Genomic DNA, 22,527 nt, shown 5'->3' on the forward strand with positions numbered 1-22,527 from the left:
GTCGTCGTGCTGGTGGTCGCCGTGCCGTCAGTCGCCGTGCTGGTGGTCGCCGTGCTGGTGGTCGCCGTGCCGTCAGTCGTCGTGCTGTCAGTCGTCGTCCTTGGAGAGGTAGAGCGTGCGGTCGATTATCTGGACGGTCGCGTCCGCCCACGCGTCCACCGCCGGGCCGTCCGCGGCGGGAATCTCGAGGACGACCGAGTCCTCGTTCACGGACAACTCGGCGTGCGTGGTGTCGTCGCGGTCGAGGTAGTTCCGTAACTGGTAGGTCAGGAGTCGTTCGCGCGCACCGCCGAGGTCGATCGGTTCCTCGGACGTGAACGAGAGCGTCGCGGTCTCGGAGTCCGCGTCCGCGGTCACGTCGAACGACGACCCGGAGAGCGGGAACGTGTACGACTCGCCGTCGAGCTCGTCGACGGCCGCGTCGAGGTCCGCGTCGGAGACGTCGGGCGTCATGCTCGTCCCCCCGACCTCCTGGGTGAGCGTATCCAGTTCGCGGTTCACGAGGTCCGCGATACCGCCGTCGTCCGCGTCGCCGGTCGCGTCGTCCGCTTCGCGGTCCGCTCCGCCGGGCGCGCCGTCGGTTTCGCTGCCGCCGTCGGATTCGTCGTCGGTCTCCTCGCGTCGCTCCGCGAGCGCGTCCTCGACCGCGTCGACGTTCGAAACGTCCTCGTCGCGGCGGTCGTCCAGGTCGTGGACGGCCGCGGCCGCGAGTGCGTCCAGCATCTCCTCGGCGGGCATCCCGCTGCCCTTCACGCCAGGCGTCGCCGCCGCCTCCTGCTGGAGCGACGCGTAGTCGAGCGACCCATCCTCGTCCTCGTGTCGCTCACGGATCCGTGCTTTCGCCGCCGACAGGTCCGCGACGACCGCGTCGGCGTCGTCGCCCGCACCAGCGGCGGGGTCCGCGCCGCCGCTTTCAGGGTCGTCCGCAGCCGCGTCGACGTCCGCCTCGTCGAGCCCGGTCCCGTCGACGTCGTCGTCGGTGGTGTCGTCTTCGGTGGTGTCGACGTCGACGGTGTCCTCGCCAGGGCCGTCTCCACCGGTGTCGTCGCCGGGGGCATCGACCGGGTCGGACGGCATCGTCTCCACGTCCACGACCTCCGTGCCCGGGTCCGCGGTCGCGTCGGTCGTCTCGGCGCTCGGTTCGGGCTCGTCGACGACCGAGTTCCCGTCATCGTCCCGGGTACCGTCCGCTCCCGTGCCGGACGCGTCTGGTGCGTCGGGTGCGTTCTCGTCGGCTTCGGTGTCGGTGGACGTCGGCTGGAAGCGCGACCCGAGGTCGTCGAGGCCGACCGTCGGTTCGCCGTCGCCGTCCTCGTCCCCGAAGGCTGACACGGGGTCGACGTACGCGTTCCGTACGTCGTCCGATCCGAGTCGCTCGTCCACGGTCGTCTCGTCGTCCGATCCGAGTCGCTCGTCCACGGTCGTCTCCCCAGCGGCCGCGTCCGAAGCAGTGGGTGCGTCTTCGACGTCCGTGCGCGCAGTCCGTGGCACGTTCATCGTGACGTCGTACCACGCCGAATCGCCGCTTCCGTCCGACGCGAACCGACCGACGTTCCGGGTCGCCGCATCGACCGACGGACCGCTCTCGTCAGTCGGACCGCTCTCGTCAGTCGGACCGCTCTCGTCAGTCGGACCGCTCTCGTCACCGCCGGCCGCCGGTTCCTCGACGGCACCAGCAGCCGTCGGACCAGCTCCAGCCGTCACGTCGGTGCTTCCGTTGGAGTCACTGTCGTCGCCGTCGCCGGTACTGTCGACGTCGCTGGGACGGTCGTCTGCGTCGGTCGGTTCCCCCTCGCCGGTGCGCGCGTCTCCCTCCGACGGCGCCGCGTCAGCCGGTGCAGCGCCCGGACGCGAGCGACCCGAATCGACGCCGACACCCGCGGCCGCCGGCTCCCCGTCCGCGGGCGCATCGGGCGACGTGCCGGCGGTCGCAGCGGTCGGAGCCATGCCGACCCGACGACGACCATCCGCGGGGGTCTCAGGTTCGTGGAGCCCGCTACCGGCCGTCGGATTCACGCTCGTCGTCCCGCCGGCAGCAGCATTCACGCCAGCAGCGTGCGCCCGAACCCGCCCGGGTCGAACGTCACCCGGTTCGCCGTTCCCAGGTGACGCCGAGACGCCTCCACCGACCACGTTAGTCCCCTGCACGTTCGTCGCCCCTCCAGAGAACGCCTCGCGCCCTGCCGCCACTCCAGAAACGCCCTCTCCGCCCGCTGACGCACCGGAAACGCCCTCTCGACCCGCTGCCGCTCCAGAAACGCCCTCTCGGCCCGTCGACGTTCCGCCACCCATCCGGTCGTAGATGCGGGTGAGGGTCCCGTTGATGCTCGCCAGGTCCGAGTCCACGTCGTCCTCGAGGTAGTCTATCTTCTCCGCGACGTCCCGCAGTGCGAGCGCGATGTCCCAGAGGACGACCACCATCAGGAACAACAGCATGAGGAGTATCGTCCCGGCGACACCGGCGAGGAACTGCGCGCTGATCTCAACCTGGAGCGGGACGGCCGCGGCCAGGACGGTCGCGAGGGGAACGACGACCTCAGGGGTCATGATTACCGGTCGTACGACGCCGTTCGTTAAAGAACGTCGTCCGAAATCGAGATTCGATACGCGCGCCCGAACAGCGGTTGTGCACCAACCCAACACATCTGTGGTGGTTTTAGGTACGTGGAGCGGGTAGGATGCGTCGATGACAGAGACAGACGAACGCGACGCGATTCGAGAACAGAAACGACAGGAACTCCAGGAGAAGCTGAGCGATGGCGGGGCCGTAAGCGAGAGCGGCGACGACGCACAGGGCCGTCCGTCCGGCCCGGTCCACGTCGAGGGCGCCGACCACCTCGAGGAGGTGACGGACGCCCACGACGTCGTCCTCGTCGACTTCTACGCGGACTGGTGCGGGCCGTGCAAGATGGTGGAGCCGGTCGTCGAAGCGCTCCACGACGACGGCACCGCCGTCGTCGCCAAGGTCGACATCGACGAACACCAGGCACTCGCCCAACGCCAGAACGTCCGCGGCGTCCCCACCATGCTCCTCTACGTCGACGGCACGCCGGTCGAACGCGTCGTCGGCGCCAAGGACAAAGCGAGCCTCGAAGCCCTCGTCGCACAACACGCCTGACCTCGACGAGAGCCAGAGCGAGAGACGGACGTCAGAGCGAGATCCAGCCCGTGTCCGTGCCGCGGTCACGGAGGTCCCATCGCTGCTCGAGACCGTCCTCGCCGTCCCGGACCTCGACGATCGCGTCGAACAGCGGCTCCAACAGGTGAACGTAGTCGCTGTCCCGGGCGAGCGGCAGATGGAAGTGCCCCATCCCGTCGACCTCGCGGACGCGAGACGTCACCATATGCAAGAGGCGGAACACGTTCTCGGACTTGTGGTCGCGGAGCAACGGCGTCACGGAGTCGAAACACAGGCGTAGTTCCGCCGGCGCGAGGTCGAACTCGTCGTCGTACGCCGCGACAGCGTCGATTATCTCCGCACCCAGGGACGCCAACAACTGGTTGCCGACGACCGTCCGCTCGATGGACTCCGGAACGCCGTCGTGCACGCCCGTCCCGTCGTCCGTCGATTGCGTGACGATGCACGCCGAATCCTCCATCGTTGGCGCCGTCGCCGTGAACCCACAGGACTCGTTCCCAGCGGTGTAGACGTAGACGCGACGGCGAGGCTGCTCGCCGTCACCGAGCAATCGCTCGCAGGCGGCGTGATGTGCTGTCCCGCTCGTCTGCCCGACGAGCAGGATGTTGCTTCCCTCCTGTTTCAGACTCGACAGCGTCTGCGCGAACGCAGTACTGTCGGGTACGCCCCCGCCGTGGTCGGTCCGCATTCTTGCGGAACTACGGATACAGCATACAATAAACATTGTGGCGGAGGCCGTGCAAGATTAAAGCGCGGGGGAGTCGAACCGTCAGCATCCACAGTGCCCGCTGCCCGTCCGGCGAGCGGCTCATCGCCGCCAGGCGACGCGGTGGGGCGGGCCAGACTTTTGTCCGCCTGGCGAGAAGGTTCGGGCATGACCGACCGCCGGGACGACGACGTCGACTTCGCGGCCAGCGCGGAGGAGCTGTCGACGGTCCTCCAGGAACTCCGGGACGAACTGCGACGCGACCCGCCACGCGGCCCGCTCGGACTACCGCGCCCGCCGTCGCCGAGCGAGGTCGTGCGGTTCGCCGACGAGGTCGCGATACCGGGCACCATCGCGATCCTCGAGGTGAACATCAAGCTCCTGGAGACCGTCCAGCGTGCGATTCGCGTCGTCGACACCGGGAATCGTGCACGGGAGCGAGCCACCGGTGCGCGCGACCGGGCGTCGGGGTCCGCCGAGCGGCTCGCCGACGTCAGCGACCGGACGCTCGAACGCCTCGAAGGGTCGCTCGCGGACCTCCAGACCGCGCTCGACGCCGGCGCGCTCCCCGACGACGGTGCGGCCGGCGAACTCCTAGCTGAGGCTCGCGCGCTCCGGGACGACGTCCAGTCGCGACTCCGGGAGGCGCGCGAGCGCGACCACACGCTCGACGAGTTCGAGGAGCGCGCGAACCGCGCCGACGACGCGCGGCGCGCGGACGCCGCCCGCGACGACGACCCGGCTGGCCGGAGCGGGACCGGTGGCGCGCAGGACGCCGATTCCGTCGACGATGGCGTGAAGGTCGACGTCGACGCCGAGATAGAGACGCTCAAGGACCGATACGGGAAGCGCGACGAGTCTGACGCAGGCGGTGACGCCGAGCCCGCGGACGCGAACGCGGGCGACGACGGAGCCGATGGAGGTAGCGACGACGCGACGGGTGCAGGTGGCGACGACGGAGCCGATGGGGGTGGCGACGACGCGACGGGTGCAGGTGGCGACGACGCTGACGGTGGACGGGGCGACGCGGACGCATGACCGCGGACCGGTCAGGGGCCGTGGACCGTCGCGGCGGGACGTCGGACGCGCCCCGTCCCGTGTTCGAGACGACTCGCGGCGTTCGCGTGCCATCCATCACCGCCGCCGAGATGCGAGCGGTCGACCGGGCAGCCGTCGACGACGTCGGCCTCCCGCTGTTGTCGATGATGGAGAACGCCGGCCGGAACCTCGCGAAGGCGAGCCGCGCGGTCGTCGGTGGACTCCCCCAGGACGCAGCTGTTCTCGCCGGCGGCGGCGGAAACGGCGGCGGCGGGCTCGCCGCCGCCAGACACCTGGCGAACCACGGCACCGACGTCACCGTCGTCCTCGACCGCGACCGCGACGCACTCGAGGGCGCACCGGCCAGCCAAGCGGCCGCGCTCGACGCGACCAGCGCGACGCTCGTCCACGGCGACGGCGCCGTCCACGACGCGGTCGACGTCGTCCTCGACGTCGACCTCGCTATCGACGCACTCGTCGGGTACGGACTCACTGACGAACTCGACGGCACCGCCGCCGACCTCGCGCAGGTCGTCGACCAGGGGTCGAAACGCTCGCTCTCGCTCGACGTCCCCAGCGGCTTCGACGCCACCACCGGCGACGCACCAGGGCGCGCCGTCCACCCGGACGCTACGCTCACGCTCGCACTCCCGAAGACGGGACTCGATGGCGTCCCCGGCGATCTTCTCCTCGGCGACATCGGCATCCCCGACGGCGTCTACGAGCGCGCGGACGTCCCCGCGCCGGACCCGTCGGTCTTCGGCGGACAGTACGTCGTCGCACTCGCGGTCGTCGACGCATAACGCACTCGCGGCCGTCGACGAATAACGCACTCGCGGCCGTCGACGAATAACGCACTCGCGGCCGTCGACGAATAGCCGAAACCGGTGGTCTGTGCCGTCGCTACGACTCCACGGGCTCGAACCGGTAGCCGTCCCAGGACTGACTGTCCGGTTCGCGGATTCCAGCGCCGGGTTCGCGGAGCTCCTCGACGTACGTCGGCTCGACGACGTCACCGGACTCGACGTCGCCCGTCGTGAGTTGCGCGAGCGTCCGCACCGGCCCCTGCACGGTCCCCGCCGTGAAGTCGTGAGACGCCTCCAGCGCCGCGTCGAGGTCGAACTCGACGATGGCGAGGTGATTCGGTTCGCGGACGCCCGGTGGCGTCGCCGTACTCGTCGTCCACGTCACCACCTCCGCGCGCGTCTCCGAGAGGTCCAGTTCCGCGTCCTGCGACTCGCCGCACTCCGGGCATCGCTGATGGCCCGGGAACGTCGCGTGCCCGTTCGTGCAGACGTACGCGGTCAGGTCGTCGCCCGAGAGGTGGCCCTCGCGGACGCGCGGTTCGTCGTGCACGCTCTCGCTGCCGTTGCCGTCGTCCGTGTGGTCGTGGTCGCTCATGCTGCTGCCTCCAGGATGGTGGTGATGACGCAGTTCCCGAACCCGCCGACGTTACACGCGAGCGCGACGTCCGCGTCGACCTGTCGCGGCCCGGCCTCCCCGACGATCTGCTCGTATATCTCGACGCCCTGTGCGACGCCACTCGCGCCGAGCGGGTGGCCCTTCGACTTCAAGCCGCCAGAGGTGTTGATAGGGAGGTCGCCGTCCATCGTCGTCTCGCCGGCTTCGACGCGCTCCCACGCCTTGCCGTGCTCGGCGAATCCGAGCCCCTCCATCTGGAGGAACTCGAGGATGGTGAACATGTCGTGGAGCTCCGCCACGTCGACGTCGTCGGGTTCCAGGCCCGCCATGTCGAACGCGCGCTCGCCGCTCTCGACGACGCCACCCATCACCGTCGGGTCGTCGCGCTCGTGCACGACGTGCGTGTCGGTCGCGCCGGCGACGCCCGAGATGACCGCGTAGTCGTCGGCGCTGTCGACGTACGACTCGGCGTCGTCCGCGGGGACGAGCATGAGCGCCGCGGAGCCGTCCGTGATGGGACAGAAGTCGTAGAGTCGAAGCGGGTCCGCGACGATGGGCGACTCCATGACGGTATCGAGGTCCACCTCCTTCTGGAACTGCGCGTGCGGGTTCCGCGTGCCGTTCTCGTGGTTCTTCACGGCGACCTTCGCGAGGCTCTCGCGGGGCGCGTCGAACCGCTCCAGGTAGTGTCGCGCGGTCAGGCCGGCGAAACTCGGGAGGGTGACGCCGTGCTTGTACTCCGCGGGATGCGTGAGCGACGCGATGACGTCCGTCGATTCCGCGGTGGTCTTGTGCGTCATCTTCTCGCCGCCGACGAGGAGCGTCGCGTCGCTCGCGCCGCTGGCGATGGACTGCCAGGCGGCGTAGATGCCGGCGCCGCCCGAGCTCGAGGTCTGGTCGACGCGCTGGGTGTACGCCCCGAGCGCGCCGAGGTCGTGTGCGAGCGCGTTCGGGACGCCCGTCATCCCCTCGAACTCGCCGCTCGCCATGTTCGAGACGTAGAGGTGGTCGAGCGCGGACGGTTCGACGCCGGCGTCGTCGAGGCAGGCGTCGCCCGCCTCGGCGAGTAACTCTCGGATCCACGCGTCGCGCTGCCCGAACTGGGTCATGGACGCGCCGATTATCGCGACATCTCGCATACGAGAGCCGTCGCCCGGATGCGCCTTATACCTCCGTGTTGGTGACAAGCACGTTCGAGTCGAAACCCGGGGATGGGGCAGCTTGGCCGGGAATGGAACGGCTCGTATGGGGATGGGGTCGTGAGGCAGGGTGTCGTTCCTGACCCACCGTGATTGCGAGTGAAACGGTGGTGTGTTCGTGAAGGTTGTCCACCCGGGAACCGCTGCACCCACCACTGGTGCAAGTGAACGACGGTGATGGTTCCGACCGCGAGCAGGTGTCAGGTGGGGTTGTGGTGGGGAGAGAGACACCACTGTTGCGAGTGAAGCGGGGGGTTGGTGTGGGTGGGGGTGTGGAGTGTGGGTGGGTGGGGTATGGAGTGTGGGTGGGCGGGAGTGGAGTGAACGGACCGCGGTTGCGTCAACGAGGGGAGGTCTTCACCTGCAACGGTGGTGGGGGTAGGCGTCGAATGTGGCTGTCCTGAATCTTGAGGCAGCCGTTCTGTAAATCCAGGGCGTGTCACGAACCGATATCACGGTGGCAACCTATCACCGCTTCACACGAAACAACGGTGTGCTCGCACGTGACCCCTAGCCCAACCCACGCTTCACACGAAACAGTGGTGTCTCTCACCCCCCAAACCACTCGCCTCTCCATCATCCCCGGACGACTCACCACCGTCAGCCCATCCACACCGTCTCGTCAGCACCTCCACACGCACCCCTCTCCACCCGCTCCACTCTCCACCCGCTCCACTCTCCACCAGCTTCATTCCCTGCACGCTCCACCGCACGTAGACTGACCAGCAATCTCCCTAGTCTCGTACCCTACCTAGTCTAGCTAGACAGACTAGACTAGAAAGAAGAGAAAAGAAAAGAAAGGAAGCGGGTGGGGATGGACGAGGGAAAGAGGCCGTCTGTCTGGCGAGGAAGTGACCGCGTTCGCTGGCACTGCAATCCGTGACGACGTGCTGCCCTCGCCACCGCCGTCCGATTCGACACCCAGACTCGGGGCGTTCACTCGAAACACTCGAATCACGTGAAAAGGCGGTCGTTAAATAGGGTGAGTGCTACGGTCGAACGCATGCGTCGTTTCGAGCGCAAGCGGACGATATTCGCAAACAAGGACGCGCTCAGAGAGAGCTATCAGCCGGACCGCATCCAGGAGCGCGACGAGGAGATCGACGCGTACATGGACGCGCTCCAGCCGGTCATCGACGGCTGGGAGCCCAACAACATCTTCCTCTACGGGAACACCGGCGTCGGGAAGACCGCGGTCACCGAGTACCTCCTCGAACGCCTCCGCGAGGACGCGCGGGGATACGACGACATCGACCTCTCCGTCCTCACCCTGAACTGTAAGCCGCTCTCGTCCTCGTACCAGGTCGCCGTCGAACTCGTGAACGAACTCCGGCCGGACGGCGGCGAGATATCGACGACGGGCTACCCCCAGCAGACCGTGTTCAACAAGCTCTACGAGGAGATCGACGCGGTCGGCGGCACCGTCCTCCTCGTCCTCGACGAGATCGATTCCATCGGGGAGAAGGACGAACTCCTCTACGAGTTGCCGCGCGCTCGGTCGAAGGGCGACCTGGAGAACGCGAAGGTCGGTATCATCGGCATCTCGAACGACTTCAAGTTCCGCGACCAACTCGACCCGCGCGTGCAGGACACGCTCTGCGAGCGCGAACTCCAGTTCCCGCCGTACAACGCCCAGGAGCTCTCGAACATCCTCTCGTCGCGCGCGGAGATCGCGCTCCGCGAGGACGTGTACGACGACGCGGTCGTCCGGCTCTGTGCGGCGCTCGCGGCGAAGGACCGTGGGAGCGCGCGGCAGGCGCTCGACCTCCTGCTGCTCGCCGGCGAGCAAGCGCAGAACAACGGCGACGACTTCCTCGAGGAACGCCACGTGGAGCAAGCCCAGCACGAACTGGAGCGCGAGCGCGTCGAGGAAGGGATTCGACAACTCACGCAGCACGGCCACCTCGCGCTCCTCTCGGTCGTGTCGCTGGCACGCGCCGGGCGTACCCCGGAGCGTTCGCGGAACATCTACGACCGCTATCTGGACGTCTGCGACGCGATGGGCATCGATAGTCTCGCGCAGCGCTCGGTGCACAACCACCTCTCGGACCTCCGGATGCTCGGTATCCTCACCGCGCGCGAGAACCGCTCTGGGAGCCGCGGGAACTTCTACAGCTACGAGCTCGACGTCCCCCTCGAATCCGCGCGGCGCGCGCTCGAGGACGAACTCGGCATCGAGGACGGTCTCGAACGCACCACGCAGGCCGCGCTCGGCGACCACGGCGAGTGACGCCAGCGCCCCCGCAGCGCCGCACACACCACCGTTGCACGTGAACGCCGAGATTCTCGCGACCGCCCGTATCGACTCCACGCCGTCACTGGACCGAGAGCGATTCAACGCGGGACTGGTGTGAGAACGGGCGTGATTCGAACGGGACTGGTGTGAGAACGGGCGTGATTCGAACGGGACTGGTGTGAGAACGGGCGTGATTCGAACGGGACTGGTGTGAGAACGGGCGTGATTCGAACGGGACTGGTGTGAGAACGCGCTCCCCAGGGAACGAGACGGCTAGGGACCGTCTAGAGGTCCATGCCGCCGTTGACGTCGATGACCTCACCGGTGATGTAGCTCGAATCCTCGCTCGCGAGGAACCGGACGGTACTCGCGATGTCGTCGATCTCCGCGAACCGCTCCAGGGGAATCTGGGCGACGATGCGTTCCTGGACCTCCTCGGGGACCTCCGCGAGCATGTCGGTGCGCGTGAATCCGGGCGCGACGCAGTTCGCCGTCGACCCGCCCGACGCGAGCTCGATGGCGATGGTGCGCGTGAACCCGAACATCCCGGCCTTCGCGGCGGCGTAGTTCGCCTGTCCGAAGTTCCCCTGCTTCCCGACGATACTGGAGATGTTGATGAGGCGACCCTCGTCGGCGTTCCAGATGTCGTCGTAGAACGTCTGCGTGCAGTTGAACATCCCGCCGAGATTCACGTCCATCACCTGATCCCACTCCTCGCGCGTCATGTTCACGAACCGCGTGTCCTGCGTGATGCCGGCGTTGTTCACGAGGACGTCGACCTGCCCGAACTCGTCGTGCGCGAGCTCGCGCATCGCCTCGACCTCGTCGCGGTCGCAGACGTCCGCTTTCGCGGTGATGGCTTCACCGCCTTTCTCGTGGATGCTCTCGACGGTCTCCCGCGCGGCCTCGTCGCTCGACCGATAGTTCACGACGACGTTCGCCCCTCGTGCTCCGAGGTGTTCGGCGATGCCGCGTCCGATGCCACGCCCTGAACCTGTGATGACACAGGTGCGTCCTTCCATAGACATGCGTTGAGATGCGAGTCGCCGATGGCGACTCGACGGTGTCTGGACAATCGCCCAACTGCATCTTAATGGTTCGGCCGACACCAGAACGTGTCGACGTTCGGGTGGTCGTCGTCGAGTACGACCGTCACGAGACGACCCGAATGTCGTCGAGAGATGATTCGAGGTCGCCGAGCGTCGAATCCGGGTCGCGGCTGGATGATTCGGGGTGCCTGCGGAGCGGTGGTCTCGTGGCGCGGTGGAGGTCTCGGTTGGTCGGGCGGCGGCGGTAAACGTTTTCTTGCCAGCCTGATGAGGGGTGGATATGAACGTGAGAGAGCTATTGCCGTTCGTCGGGTGGGGGGTCGCTGGCGTGCCCGTCGTCGGGACGTTCCTTCAGGCGGTGTTCGCGCTCGCGGGCGTACAGGGGCGGTCGGTGCCCGTCGTCGGTGGTGTCGTCGAAGCGATCATCTCGATGCCGGTGTTCCGGGCGGCCGCGGTACAGTTCAAGTCGAGTACCACGCTCGTCCTCGCGCTGTTCGCGCTCATCGCGTTGGCGTGGGTCGGCCAGGGGGTCGCGATGGGTGCGTGGCGGAACCGGGACGCGACGTTCGCGTTCGCTGGCCTGGTGTCGGTCCTGTTCCTCGTGTTGTTCTTCGGGGTGTACGCACCGTTGTTCTCGGCTGACGTCGGCGGTGTCGGGCTGGCTCTGTTCGTGGCGACGCCGTTCGTCGCGAGCGTCGGGGCGCTCGGTGGGGCGTACACGCGTGATTGGGACGCGGACCTGGAAGTGGAGACGGCGACGGCGCTGTCGAGCGCCGAGGAGTCGCTGGCGTCGAAACGGGCGGCGTTCGACGATGCGGTCGACCGGCGGCTCGACGACGAGTCCATGGAGACGCTCGCGGAGTACGCGCCGAACGCGGTCGCGGACGCACGGTCGTCCATCAAGGAAGAACGGGAGTGGTACGCGGACGTGGATGCGGAACTGGAGTCGATCAGGTCGGGGAGCGCGGCCGCGTCGGTGCGTCGGGAGCGCGCGATAGAGGTCCGCGAGCGCGTCGAGGCTCGAGACCCGGGTGCGGCGGTGGAACGCATCGAGTCGCGGCTAGCGGAGGCGGTGCTCGACGTCGTCGAGCGTGGGGACGTCGCCATCTCGGTGCGGTCGCGGTACGGGACGGAGTACGACCTCGTGAACCTCCCGACGACGTTCCGCGAGTTCGAGCTGTCGCCGGACGGTCGGTCGACGCACGTCGGTGACGTCGACCACGCGCTCCGGTCGATGCTCGACGGAGAGGGCGACGACGTGGCGACGGTGGTGTCGGCGCTGGAGCGCGTGGAGGTGCACCGCGAGCGCATCCAGCGGCACGTCGAGGATGCGGAGGCGTCGTTCCACGAGACGCTGACGGCGGCGGAGACCGACGTGGAGCGCGCTCGCGAGGAACTGGAGCGGTTGGAGGGCGCGGTTCGCGCTCGCGTGGAGGAACTGGCTATTGACGGGCAGGACGACGCGGTCGAGAGCGTGCACGCGGTGGAGCGCCAGCTTCGGACGGCTCGCGAGGACCTGCACGCGTGCCAGTTCGATGCCGCGCAAGAGCAAGTGACGGCGGCGCGGGAGACGGCGGCCGGCTTGTTGACGTCGGTGCAGTTCTTCGGGAGCGTCGAGGGGGCGCTCGGGCATGGACAGGAGCGGTTGTCGCTTCCGCCGGAGGTGTCGCGGGCGATGGCGACGGCGCTGAAGCCGGCGTTCGAGCGCGAGTACGAGGTCGAGTACTCGGTGCGTGATGGCGCGGTCGTTCTGGAGTCGCGGGAGGGCGTCGACGCGACGGCGACGACCGCGTCGACTCCGGCGTCGACGCGGTCGGAGCCGGAGCGCCAGAAGCCGTCACGGACGAAGCACGTCGAAATGGAGTCGGTGGTCGACGAGGTGCTCTTGTTGCTCGACGAACTGAAGGACGCGGTCGACGGCGGTGACCGGACGGTTCACGTGAACACGGACGGGTTGCCGTCGTTCGTCGCGACGCCGGACTCGGTCGCGGCTCTGGAGCAGTTCGCGACCCGACAGGGCGACCTCGTCGAGTCCGTCGACGTGCCGTCGACGCTGCCGGGTATCGTCGACGTGCGGTTCGCCGAGGGAACAACCGGTGCTGCGGCGCTGGAGTCGCTCCAGGAGCGGTTCAAGCGCGAGTACACGTAGTCGCGCGCTGTGCGAGTCCACACTGGGCTGCGCGCTTCGCGAACCCACGTCGGCTGCGCGCTATGCGAGTCCACACTGGGCTGCGTGCTTCGCGAACCCACGTTGGCTGCGCGCTATGCGAGTCCACACTGGGTTGCGCGCTGTGCGAGTCCGCGAAGGTTGGGAGGCCAGTAACTTCATACCGCCGCCGGTACGGTTTCTACGTACTCAGAACCCTCCATGACGGGAACATGTAAGATATGCGTGACGTCGCGTGACGGGTGGGAGCGGGACTCGCTCGAAGCGCACATCGCGCACGAGCACCGAGACGAACCGAAGTCCGTCGAGCAGGTGTACCCGGACCTCTACGACCCGATATTCGTCGAGGAGCGGTACTGGTCGGACGAGGCGGAAGACGAGCCCGAGGAGCCGTCGACGGACGGGTCGCCGGACCGGTCGAGTGCGACGGGCAGCGAGGACCTGTCGGGGTCGGCAGTCGGGAAGAAGTGGTTCATGCTCGGCGTCGGTGGTGCGGGGAATCACATCGTGGACGCAGTGCTGTTGCGACGGAACACGCTCTCGGAGGAGAACGAGGACCGCGTCCACATCTGGGACGCAGGCCTCGCGGACGCGAGCATCCTGAACACGAACGTCGCGGAGATAGAGGAGACGTACTACGCGCAGGTCGAGAAGGCGTACAACCGGCACGACATCGTCGCGAACTGCATCATCGGCCAGGGCGCGCACAACTACGCGGGTGCGGGGCATCGCTGGGATCACGGCCGGGATTTCGCGCTCGCGGACTTCGAGGACGAGGGGAATCCGTTCAACGAGCGCTGGGATAGCAGTCCGGTCGACCTCCGTGACTCGCAGGCGATCATGTTCATCCATAGCGTCACGAAGGGCACGGGCTGTGGGTCGACGCCCGTCGTCGCGGACATGCTCCGCGAGCGCGTGCTGGACAACGACAAGGTCGTCGGGAAGCCGATGTTCTCGTCGGTCGTCATCCCGAGCGAGTACGCGTCGCAGTCCGGGCGTGCGAAGGTCAACGGCGTCCTGGGGATGGCGCGGATGGCGAAGAGCGTCGACGCCATCATCCCCTTCGACAACCGGAAGCTCCGGGATGCGACCCAGGACATCCAGCCGCGCATCCACGACATCGAGCGGTACAATCCGCCCGAGTACACGGACCTGAACAAGCCGTTGGTGTCGTTCCTGGAGGCGTTCACGATGTCGTCGATACCGCAGGTCCTGAATCAGGACGTCGACCTCGCGATCCGCGGGGAGGTGTTCGACCCGGCGGACAGCTTCCGGCCGGTGCAGGACAAGTATCCGTTCGACCCCGAGCGAGAGGTCGACCCCGCGGTCGTCCTCGCGCCGGTGCTCGGGAAGATTCACGCGTCGTCGTTCGACCGGTCGAAGGTCCAGATGCTCGCGCGGAAGGCGTTGTTCCAGAACAAGCTCGCGGACTTCGACCCGACGACGGCGTGGGGTGGGACGTTCCTCGTGTACGGCCCCGAGGAGAAGATGAAGTCGCTCGCGCCGCTGCTCGACGACGGCGTCCTCCGGGAGGTCCTCGGCGGCCCGGACTTCCTCGACCGGGAGTCGACGTCGGGGGTGGAGACGGTGGACATCAACACGCACCGGCTCGTGACGCCGTACCTCGACGACGTCTACCTCTGGGGGACGCTGTGGAACCCGGAGATGCAGTCGCTCTCGGAGATGTACGACCACGCGCTGACGATGAAGCAGGACGGCAACACTCGGCTGGCCGCGGGCATCCGCGACGAGTGGGAGCACGTTGAGGCGCTGTTCGACTGTCTCGGCCGGGAGCAGATGCCTTGAGGTGACCGTGTATGTTGTCTCCGATATTCGACGGCGTGGTACTGCAGTCGACGGGCGGTGGCATGGGGAGTGTCGTCGTCGGCGTCGTGGCGTTGGTCGTGGGCGTGGCGCTGGGGGCGGTCGGGTATCGGTTCGTCGGTGACGACGGCCCGGACCCGGCGGTGCGTCGGGTGGCGGACGCGCTGTCGGTGCAGCCCGACGGGCGCGCGGTCCACGACCGCGTGACGGAGTTGACGAGTGCGACCGACGACCTGCTTCGGGCGGCTGCCGACCAGGGCGTGGTGGAGACGTCGCAGGGACGGACGGAGGCGTTGGAGGGGTTGGCGTCCGCCGTCGCACGCGGTCGCGTGGACCTCGTTGAGAGCGACGGTCGGGGTCGGTCGACTGGCGGCGCAACTGGTGGGTCGACTGGCAGTGCAACTGGTGGGTCGACTGGCGGTGGAGACGACGCGGTGGCGTCCGCGGCGGTGGCGTCGGTGCAGGCGGGTCGGTCACCGCGGTCGCCGACTGCGCGGACGTTGCTCGACGCGCTCGGTGATGGACGCGTCGACGAGCGATTGGCGCGCGACGCCGTCGAGGACGCGGTCGACGAACTGGAGGCGTCTCACGGCGTGCTGCAGGCGGTGGAGCGGACGGGCGACGTGACGGTCCAAGCGGAGGTGGAGGCGTTCGCGCAGCGACTCCGCGACGTGGACGGGTCGCTCGCACGGGCGCTCGAACCGATCGCGACGGACGTCGCGTCGATGGCGGCCGAGAGCGAACGGTCCCGTGCAGGCAGTGGTCCGGCGGGTCAGGGGTCGGACGAGGGAACCGTCGCGGACGCGGTGGCGGCCGTGGAGCGACGGACGAGCCCGCAGAGTGCGGCGGCCTCGGGGCTCGTCGACGCGCTCCGCGACCCCGACGCGACTCCGCAGGGTCGGATGGAGGGCGCTCTCACGACCGCTGTCGGCGCGCTCGACGAGCACGCGCGAACGAGAGACGCGTTCGAGGACGTCGACGCGGACGAGGTCGTCGCGGTCTCGAACGAGGTGAAGCGAGACCTCGACCCGGACCAACGCGTGGAGGCGGCGCTCCTGGAGCGCGTCGCCGAACTCGTCGACGGCGCGGAACGGACCGACGAGCGCGCCGAGTGGTACGGCGCGTTCCGGGAACTCGAGTTCTACCGGGACACGCTCGTTCCGACGCTCGAATCGACCCGCGGGGAATCGATGACGGACGGTTCGCCGAGCGATCTGGTAGCGTCGGTCGCCGACCGCATCGACGAGGTGGAGGCGTACTACGAGCGTCGGGACGACCACAATCACACGATTCCGCGGCACTTCGTGTCGCTCGCACGAGACCTCCACGAGGACGGCCGGAGTTACGCGAGCACGGACCCCGAACGCGCCCGCGGTCTCCTGCTGGCGGCGGACGAACTCCTCGATCACGTCGAGGACCTCTACGAACGCAACCAGTACTCCATCATGTTGCGACGACTCCGCGGGTGACCGGCGACGTAACTATCTGGAAGTACGATTGAACAGTTCGGTCTGCCAGAAATACTAAATCAACGCTACGTATAGACACGTGTCAGAGACATCTAATGACGTATCTCTTCGTAGGGGCAGGACAGGCCGGAAGCGCGATAGTCGACGCCGTGTTCGATTACACGTCGGATTCGACGCTCGGTCTCTTCGGCGGGGACGACATCACCGCGCTGGCCGAACCGCTCGTGTTCAACTCGACGATCCGGGACCTGCAGAACCTCCGGAACGTCGACGCGGACGCACAGTTCGGTATCGCCGAACAGCGGGGGCTCGTGGACGGGAACACGGCCGGCTTCGAGGAACAGGTGACTGGGGGATTCGGTCGCGACCCGGTGAAGGCTGACGAGGTGATGACCGAGCACTACGACGAGCTCGTGACGCGCCTCGAGGAGCGGTTCGGTGCGTCGACGACGGCGTTCACCGACGGCGGTGACGCGGAGTGGTCGGAGACGGACGACGAGTGGACGGCGACCGAGGACGACCCGGGTGGCGAGCCAGCCGACGACGACTTCGGCGGCGAGCAGGCGGACGACGACTTCGGTGGCGGCGCCTCGGGGGGCGTCGCGGATGCCACCGACCAGGACGAGATCCAGTTCGCGTTCGTCTGTCTCGGACTCGGCGGTGGCACCGGCTGTGGTATCGCGCCGAGTATCGTCGACGCCATCCACGAGTACACGAACGACCGCGCTGACGTGGTCGTACTCGCCGTCCTCCCGAACACGATGGGGCAGGTCGGCGACGACGACGACGGGGAGACGGTCGGTGCGGGCCGGCAGGCGTGGAACGCCCGCTACGGGCTGAATCGCCTGGAGGACCGGGCGGACGGCATCATCCTCGTCGATAACCAGCGTATCTCGTATCAGGCGGCGGCGGAGAGCCAGTTCTCGGAGTACAACGAGTACGTGGCCGCTGGCGTCTACGACCTCGTCGCCGGCCCGGTGCTCTCGGGCGTCGACCCGAGCGAGTACGACGACATCGATACGCCAGACATCGACGTTCAGGACTTGGTCACGTCACTGAACTTCGGTGTCGGGACGTCCGATTCGAAGGCGGGGTACGCGGCGCTCGGGCGGTCGACGACGATGACGCGGTCGCTCCCGGGGTACCTGCTGCCGTTCGTCGGGAAGCAGGACGTCGACAGCGCGGCGCTCGTGCGCCTCGCGACGAGCAAGCAGTCGGTCGCGGACCTGGACCCGTCCGACGCACAGAAAGCGATCGGGCTGGTGCGGGCGCCGTCGGGCTACCTGTCGGGGAGTGGGCGGCGCGTGGAGACGTCGACGATCCGCGAGTACCTGCAAGCGCAGTGTTCGCTCCAGGAGGTGAACCTCGGCGTGGCGCTGCACGACCGTCGGCTCGCGACGGTGACGACGCTCCTGACGTACGAACGCGAGGACGTGGACCGGATACGCGAGATAGAGGAGAAGGCGGAGGCCTACGAGGAGCAAACGGAGGCGATGATACAGTGACACGCCGGTCCGACGGCGGCTCGCTCGGGGGGGTGAGGGTGATTCTCGCGTGCTTGGTCCTCGGCTGTCTCGTGCTCGCTGGCGCTGGCGCTGTCACGGCCACGGTGCAGTCCGAGGAGACGACGACTTCGAACGTCTCGGCGAGCGTCGACGCGGCCCAAGAGCAGAACGCTCGCGTGTCGACGCTCGCGGCACTCGCCGACGGGACGGTCGTCCAGTACCTCGCGGGTATCGGTCTGGGTGCGGGCGTCGGTCTCTGTATCGGTGGTGTCGTGATGTACGAACTGCAGTCGCGGCGAATCGAGGATACGTTCGAATGACTGGGCGACGATTCTTCGCTGTCGTGCTCGCGGTCGCGGTGCTCGCCGGGACGATGCCGGGCGCCGTCGCTGCCGTCGACGCGTCGACGCCTGACTCGATGGCGGCGTCCACTACGGACTCGACAGTGGCGTCCACTTCGGACACGGCCGCGGTCTGCGATGGCGTGAGCGGCAGCGGGAACGTGGTCGTTGCGACGCTCGCGAGCACCGGTGAACGCGTCACCGGGTCCGAGCGCCTGTACGCGAACGTGACCCTCGACCTCCGGCTGTGCTCGTCGCAGGGCCTCGTGACGCCGTACGGTGACGCGTGGGAGCTCCAGTCGAGTGACGGCTTCGAGGTCCTCTCCGCGAGCGACCGCGGGCCGCGCGTTCGCCTCGAACCTGGGTACGGGACGGTCGAGTTCCCCTCGAAGATCCGGATGAAGCAGGTGGACAGCGGACTGACGGTCAGCGAACCGGTCGCGAACGCCGTGAACCCCGCTATCGGCGTCGACGGCCGTCTGTACGTCTCTTCGGCGGCGTCGGTCGACGAGTACCGGTCGCTCGAAGGGGCGTTCGTGGGCGCGTCGAACCGGACGACGTCGGCGACGACCGCACTGGCGGAGACGACGGCGGCGCTCAACGGGAGCGGTTCCGGCGAGTTCAACGCGACCACCGCGAACCGGACGCTCGAACGACTCGACGCGTCCGTCGCCGAACTGAACGCGAGCGCGTCGTCGTTCCGCACGTTCCTGTTCGGCGTCGCCCGCGACTCGCAGACGCCCGGCGTCGCCGTCGACGCGCTCGACGCCGTCGAAGCCAGCGAGACGGCGCAGCGCGAGGAGGCGAACGAGGCAGTGGCCGCGTACGACGCGGCGCTCGACGCCAGGGAACGCTCGCTGGCGTCGACGATACGGAACAACCTCTTCGTCGCGATCGGACTCGGCGTCGTTCTCGGGGGACTCGCTGGTGGCGCGCTACCGTACCTCGTGGCGAACCGGACGATCGGACGGAAGCGGATCGATTCGACGGCTGACTACAACAGGTACGCCCTGTGGGTGCCGGTCGGGGGCGGCATCGCGCTCGTGTGCGCGACCGTGCTCGGCGTCGTGGTCACCACTGGATTCTCCCTGTTCGGAGTGATACTATGAAGACTCGAACTCGCGCGGTACTGGGAATCGGGGTATTGACTGTGGGAATCGCCGCGGTCGGCGCGGCCTTGTTCGTCCTGGGGAACACCGAGGTGGGCGTGTACGTCGTCGTCGGTGGCGTCCCGCTCGTCCTCGTCGGCAGCGCCGTGATGTACGTTCGCGGCGTCGTCGGTGGCGAAGGGAACACCGGACAGTACGTCGAGCAGCGCGCGAAGCAGGTCGGGTCGTCGCTCAGGGACGTCTGGCGGTCGCTCGACGCCATCGAGACGCAGTTCCCGCGGTTCGACGTCGGGAACCTCCGTGCGCGAGCGGACTCGCTCGCGGCGGACTACGAGGCGGAAGCCGGCGAGTTCGACCGCGAATCGGGGTCGTTCACCGTCGGTTCGAACGCGGCGAGCGCGGAACTCCAGGAGTTAGAGCGTATCGACGGGGAGTTGACGACGCTCGCGGCGGACCGCGACGACGCGCTCTACGAGTTCGTAACGACGCGACTCGCGAGCGTCGAGTCGAGCCTCGCCGCGCTCGCCGACGCGGGCCTGACCGCGCCCCCGTCGGCGTACGAGGAGCCGCCGACGCCCGCGGAGGGCGCGCCCAGCGGCGTCGACTACCGGGACGTCGTCGGTGACCCGTTGACCGAGTACCGAGACGTGGCCGACGAGACGGTCGCCGACGCCATCGAACGCGTGCGGGACATCCGTCGGAGCGCGACCGGCCCGATAGACGAGCAGGCGGTCGAGTCGCGACTCGATTCGGCGGCGAACGCGCGACGCGACGGCGAGTACGAGGAGGCGGTCGAGGACGTGCTCGCGGCGCGCTCGGAACTGGAGAGCGAACTCAGCGGGTCCTTCGACGCGGACCGCGAAGCCCTGCTCTCGCTCGCGGACGTGGTGCTCGCGTCGGACGCAGACCGGTTCGTCTCCGTCGAGCCGTTCGACCGGGTGGAGGAAGTCCAGCGAGAACTGGAGGCGCTCGATTCCGCGCTCGACGTGGAGGCGTTGACGCGGCATCGGGACGCGATGCGGTCCGCGACCCGCGACATCGTCGAGGCGCTGGAATCCGAACTGCAGGAGGCGGTTCGAACGCTCGAATCGGAGTCGCTGCCCGCGGGCTACTACACTCGCCCTGCCGCGGCGGACGAGGACCACGCGGGCACGTTCCGGCGGCTCGACGACGTCTCCGAGCTCGAATCGGAGTGGCGGGCCTCGATCGAACCGCTCGTGGAGGCGGTCGATTCGCTCGACACGAAGGCGACGGTCGTCGAGGCGTACCCGGACGTCTCCGAGACGATTGACGAGCAGTTGCGTTCGGAGGGAACGGTGACGGCCGGCGACCTGCCGGTCCGGCACGCGGAGCAGTTCTTCGGGCTGTACTTCCGGCGGAACCCGGACGTGGAGTTCGACCCGGACGCGCCCGCGCTCTCCCGGGGGACCGTCGAGACGTACACCGTGGAGGTGACTGTGGCGTACGACGAGGGGAGCGAGGACAAGCGGACGGCGGTCGTCGAACTGGCGAACGACGGGTTCGACGAGCGAGCGGTCGTCGAGACGCACCTCGTCGGGTCCGCGCGATTCGCGGACGTTCCCTTCGGCGAGTACGTCCTCTCGGTCGACCCGCGCGAGGACGACTACGCGGCCGTCGAGCGCACGCTTCAGGTGGACGAGGACGTCGAGACGACGGTCGACGTCGAGGCGGTGTCGCTGTACGACCAACTCGTCGGGGACCGCGAGGCGACGATTCGAACGCAGGTCGAGGAGTTCGGCCCGCGACTCGAGGACCGTTTCGCGGAGACGGGCTACCTCAGTACGGCGATGGACTTCCCGATTACCGACGAGTACGTCCCCGGCCTGTTAGCCGCGTGGGCGGACGTCGAGGGGTACGCGATATCGCGTGCCGACGGCGTCATCTACGTCTACGACGACTCGCAGATATCTCAGGAGATAATGAACGTCATCCAGTACAATATCGACGAGAACGAGAGCATCTCTTACGAACGCGTGCGGTCGAACTTCCTGTCGACGCCGGTCCCGGACGAGGTCATCGCGTCGCTCGCTACGGACTCGGGGCTCCCGGTGGACGCGACCGACGATGGACTGCGCAAGCACGCCGGAGGTGATGCGTGATGTCCCAGGGCCAGTTCACGCGCTGGGCGGTCATCGCGTCCGGCGAGGGTGGTGGTCGTATCGCCTCGCAGTTCTTCAGTCGCGCGGAGAACCCCGGCATCGAGGACCGTATCCTCGTGATGAACACGAACCGGAACGACATCCGGAACACCGTCGACCGCATCGACGCGGCGATCACGGAGGACGCGGACATCGAGAGCACGCACGCGCTCGAGTTCGGTGACCTCGCGGGCGCCGGGAACTCGTATCACAACGGCCGGAAGGCCGCCGAGCAGGACCTCGACCGCATCATCAACCGCGTCAAGCGCGTGTTCGGGACGGCGGACGCGTTCCTGCACGTCGCGACGCTCGGTGGCGGCACCGGGAACGGGTCGATTCCGTACGTCATCGACCAGTTCAAGAACGGGTTGAGCGTCGGGGAGAGCGAGCCGTGGATGGACAGCGTCATCCACGTGGCGATGGCGGTGTGGCCGTTCTACTGGGAGCCCGACCAACGGCACTTCAACGCCGTCTGCGGGCTCTCGCGCCTCCTGAAGGTGCTCGACGGCGGCCAGAACGCGGACATGGTCATCCTCGCGGCGAACTCCCAGCTGGACGACGGCGGGAGCCGGCAGAACTACGATGGCGTCAACGAGATGATCATCGAAGCGATCGACCTGATGATCGGCGCGGGCCGAGAGACCCACGGCGTCATCGACATCGAGGACTACGTCACCATCCCCTCACGGTACGGGTCCTATCACTTCACGCCCGCGGTCGCGACGGGGATGGACGGGAACATCTACGAGCTGGAGTACATGTTCGACAAGGCGGCGGAGAACCCGTTCGTCCCGATGGACGTGGCGACATCCCAGATCGTGTTCCCGGTCGTGCGGGCGCCCGAGAGCATGATCGAGAACGGCGAGATCACGGAGCCGGAGGTGTACCGGACGTTCAACGAGTGGCAGAACAAGCACGACCTCAGTATCGCGGGGCAGGCGAGCCTCACGCCGAAGCGCGGCCGTGGGTCCGACGTCGACGTCCTCCTGCTGCTCGGTGGGTTCGACCTGACGCCGTTGCTCGACCACTCGATGGACCAGCACCAGCAGGTCACGGAGAACCTCGCTCGAGGCGCTGCGCCCGGCGGCGAGGGGTTGAGTGACCGCGAGTTACAGCAGGTCATGGAGAACCTCGAGGAGTACCGCGACCACAACGAGGGATAGT

Annotated in this window: 17 protein-coding genes; 12 read left to right on the top strand and 5 right to left on the bottom strand. The window is 67.9% G+C overall.

Features of this window, described 5'->3' with window-relative positions; genetic code table 11:
* Positions 1-87: 87 nt before the first annotated feature.
* Positions 88-2,547, bottom strand: coding sequence for a TrbL/VirB6 family protein (locus ACZ48X_RS19395; RefSeq protein ID WP_336352107.1), 2,460 nt, complete (start codon positions 2,545-2,547; stop codon positions 88-90).
* A 139-nt stretch (positions 2,548-2,686) separates the two neighbouring features.
* On the opposite strand from ACZ48X_RS19395, the gene trxA reads away from it, so the two are divergent.
* Positions 2,687-3,118 carry a thioredoxin gene (gene trxA / locus ACZ48X_RS19400; RefSeq protein WP_336352108.1) on the top strand — a complete coding sequence of 144 codons (432 nt, stop codon included), beginning with the start codon at positions 2,687-2,689 and terminating at the stop codon, positions 3,116-3,118.
* Positions 3,119-3,149: 31 nt separating this feature from the next.
* Here trxA and ACZ48X_RS19405 read toward each other — a convergent pair whose 3' ends face one another.
* Positions 3,150-3,827, bottom strand: a complete 678-nt coding sequence (locus ACZ48X_RS19405) for a DUF7504 family protein (protein ID WP_336352109.1) — start codon at positions 3,825-3,827, stop codon at positions 3,150-3,152.
* A gap of 186 nt (positions 3,828-4,013) precedes the next feature.
* On the opposite strand from ACZ48X_RS19405, the gene ACZ48X_RS19410 reads away from it, so the two are divergent.
* Both ACZ48X_RS19410 and ACZ48X_RS19415 read left to right on the top strand, forming a co-directional pair.
* Positions 4,014-4,883, top strand: coding sequence for a DUF7547 family protein (locus ACZ48X_RS19410; RefSeq protein ID WP_336352110.1), 870 nt, complete (start codon positions 4,014-4,016; stop codon positions 4,881-4,883).
* Entirely contained in the window at positions 4,880-5,686 is an 807-nt protein-coding gene (locus ACZ48X_RS19415) for an NAD(P)H-hydrate epimerase (protein ID WP_336352111.1), read from the top strand. Before ACZ48X_RS19410 ends, ACZ48X_RS19415 begins: the two co-directional genes overlap by 4 nt.
* 100 nt (positions 5,687-5,786) lie before the next feature.
* On the opposite strand, the gene ACZ48X_RS19420 is transcribed toward ACZ48X_RS19415, so the two are convergent.
* Positions 5,787-6,284 carry a PhlB family protein gene (locus ACZ48X_RS19420; RefSeq protein WP_336352112.1) on the bottom strand — a complete coding sequence of 166 codons (498 nt, stop codon included), beginning with the start codon at positions 6,282-6,284 and terminating at the stop codon, positions 5,787-5,789.
* A complete protein-coding gene (locus ACZ48X_RS19425; protein ID WP_336352113.1) occupies positions 6,281-7,444 on the bottom strand; it encodes a thiolase family protein in 1,164 nt (387 codons plus the stop codon). Before ACZ48X_RS19425 ends, ACZ48X_RS19420 begins: the two co-directional genes overlap by 4 nt.
* A gap of 1,063 nt (positions 7,445-8,507) precedes the next feature.
* On the opposite strand from ACZ48X_RS19425, the gene ACZ48X_RS19430 reads away from it, so the two are divergent.
* A complete protein-coding gene (locus ACZ48X_RS19430; protein ID WP_336352114.1) occupies positions 8,508-9,734 on the top strand; it encodes an orc1/cdc6 family replication initiation protein in 1,227 nt (408 codons plus the stop codon).
* A gap of 290 nt (positions 9,735-10,024) precedes the next feature.
* Here the strand turns inward: ACZ48X_RS19430 and fabG are convergent, their stop codons facing one another.
* The gene (fabG, locus tag ACZ48X_RS19435) at positions 10,025-10,768 is read right to left on the bottom strand and encodes a 3-oxoacyl-[acyl-carrier-protein] reductase (protein ID WP_336352115.1); all 744 of its coding nucleotides are present in this window, start codon (positions 10,766-10,768) and stop codon (positions 10,025-10,027) included.
* A gap of 301 nt (positions 10,769-11,069) precedes the next feature.
* Here fabG and ACZ48X_RS19440 point away from each other — a divergent pair, with 301 nt between their 5' ends.
* From ACZ48X_RS19440 to ACZ48X_RS19475, 8 genes are all read left to right on the top strand, one after another.
* Positions 11,070-12,938: a hypothetical protein gene (locus tag ACZ48X_RS19440; protein ID WP_336352116.1), complete on the top strand. Its 1,869-nt coding sequence runs from the start codon at positions 11,070-11,072 to the stop codon at positions 12,936-12,938.
* Between the two features lie 243 nt (positions 12,939-13,181).
* Positions 13,182-14,762 (top strand): cell division protein FtsZ, encoded by a 1,581-nt coding sequence (locus tag ACZ48X_RS19445; RefSeq protein ID WP_336352117.1) that lies wholly within the window; start codon positions 13,182-13,184, stop codon positions 14,760-14,762.
* Between the two features lie 11 nt (positions 14,763-14,773).
* Positions 14,774-16,249: a hypothetical protein gene (locus ACZ48X_RS19450; protein ID WP_336352118.1), complete on the top strand. Its 1,476-nt coding sequence runs from the start codon at positions 14,774-14,776 to the stop codon at positions 16,247-16,249.
* Between the two features lie 95 nt (positions 16,250-16,344).
* On the top strand, positions 16,345-17,754 hold the full coding sequence (locus ACZ48X_RS19455; RefSeq protein WP_336352119.1) for an FtsZ/tubulin family protein: 1,410 nt from the start codon (positions 16,345-16,347) through the stop codon (positions 17,752-17,754).
* The gene (locus ACZ48X_RS19460) at positions 17,751-18,074 is read left to right on the top strand and encodes a hypothetical protein (protein WP_336352120.1); all 324 of its coding nucleotides are present in this window, start codon (positions 17,751-17,753) and stop codon (positions 18,072-18,074) included. The genes ACZ48X_RS19455 and ACZ48X_RS19460 overlap by 4 nt, the downstream gene beginning before the upstream one ends.
* Positions 18,071-19,204, top strand: a complete 1,134-nt coding sequence (locus ACZ48X_RS19465) for a hypothetical protein (RefSeq protein WP_336352121.1) — start codon at positions 18,071-18,073, stop codon at positions 19,202-19,204. Before ACZ48X_RS19460 ends, ACZ48X_RS19465 begins: the two co-directional genes overlap by 4 nt.
* Positions 19,205-19,239: 35 nt before the next feature.
* Positions 19,240-21,324: a hypothetical protein gene (locus ACZ48X_RS19470; RefSeq protein ID WP_336352122.1), complete on the top strand. Its 2,085-nt coding sequence runs from the start codon at positions 19,240-19,242 to the stop codon at positions 21,322-21,324.
* Positions 21,324-22,526 (top strand): FtsZ/tubulin family protein, encoded by a 1,203-nt coding sequence (locus ACZ48X_RS19475; RefSeq protein ID WP_336352123.1) that lies wholly within the window; start codon positions 21,324-21,326, stop codon positions 22,524-22,526. Before ACZ48X_RS19470 ends, ACZ48X_RS19475 begins: the two co-directional genes overlap by 1 nt.
* Position 22,527: the final 1 nt, after the last annotated feature.

It is taken from the genome of Halorubellus litoreus (assembly GCF_055378595.1).

Coding starts and splice junctions, on each gene's coding strand:
- ACZ48X_RS19405 (WP_336352109.1), bottom strand. CDS start 3,827: ATGCGGACCGACCACGGCGGGGGCGTACCCGACAGTACTGCGTTCGCG.
- ACZ48X_RS19475 (WP_336352123.1), top strand. CDS start 21,324: ATGTCCCAGGGCCAGTTCACGCGCTGGGCGGTCATCGCGTCCGGCGAG.
- ACZ48X_RS19425 (WP_336352113.1), bottom strand. CDS start 7,444: ATGCGAGATGTCGCGATAATCGGCGCGTCCATGACCCAGTTCGGGCAG.
- ACZ48X_RS19420 (WP_336352112.1), bottom strand. CDS start 6,284: ATGAGCGACCACGACCACACGGACGACGGCAACGGCAGCGAGAGCGTG.
- ACZ48X_RS19440 (WP_336352116.1), top strand. CDS start 11,070: ATGAACGTGAGAGAGCTATTGCCGTTCGTCGGGTGGGGGGTCGCTGGC.
- trxA (WP_336352108.1), top strand. CDS start 2,687: ATGACAGAGACAGACGAACGCGACGCGATTCGAGAACAGAAACGACAG.
- fabG (WP_336352115.1), bottom strand. CDS start 10,768: ATGTCTATGGAAGGACGCACCTGTGTCATCACAGGTTCAGGGCGTGGC.
- ACZ48X_RS19465 (WP_336352121.1), top strand. CDS start 18,071: ATGACTGGGCGACGATTCTTCGCTGTCGTGCTCGCGGTCGCGGTGCTC.
- ACZ48X_RS19395 (WP_336352107.1), bottom strand. CDS start 2,547: ATGACCCCTGAGGTCGTCGTTCCCCTCGCGACCGTCCTGGCCGCGGCC.
- ACZ48X_RS19450 (WP_336352118.1), top strand. CDS start 14,774: ATGTTGTCTCCGATATTCGACGGCGTGGTACTGCAGTCGACGGGCGGT.
- ACZ48X_RS19415 (WP_336352111.1), top strand. CDS start 4,880: ATGACCGCGGACCGGTCAGGGGCCGTGGACCGTCGCGGCGGGACGTCG.
- ACZ48X_RS19430 (WP_336352114.1), top strand. CDS start 8,508: ATGCGTCGTTTCGAGCGCAAGCGGACGATATTCGCAAACAAGGACGCG.
- ACZ48X_RS19455 (WP_336352119.1), top strand. CDS start 16,345: ATGACGTATCTCTTCGTAGGGGCAGGACAGGCCGGAAGCGCGATAGTC.
- ACZ48X_RS19410 (WP_336352110.1), top strand. CDS start 4,014: ATGACCGACCGCCGGGACGACGACGTCGACTTCGCGGCCAGCGCGGAG.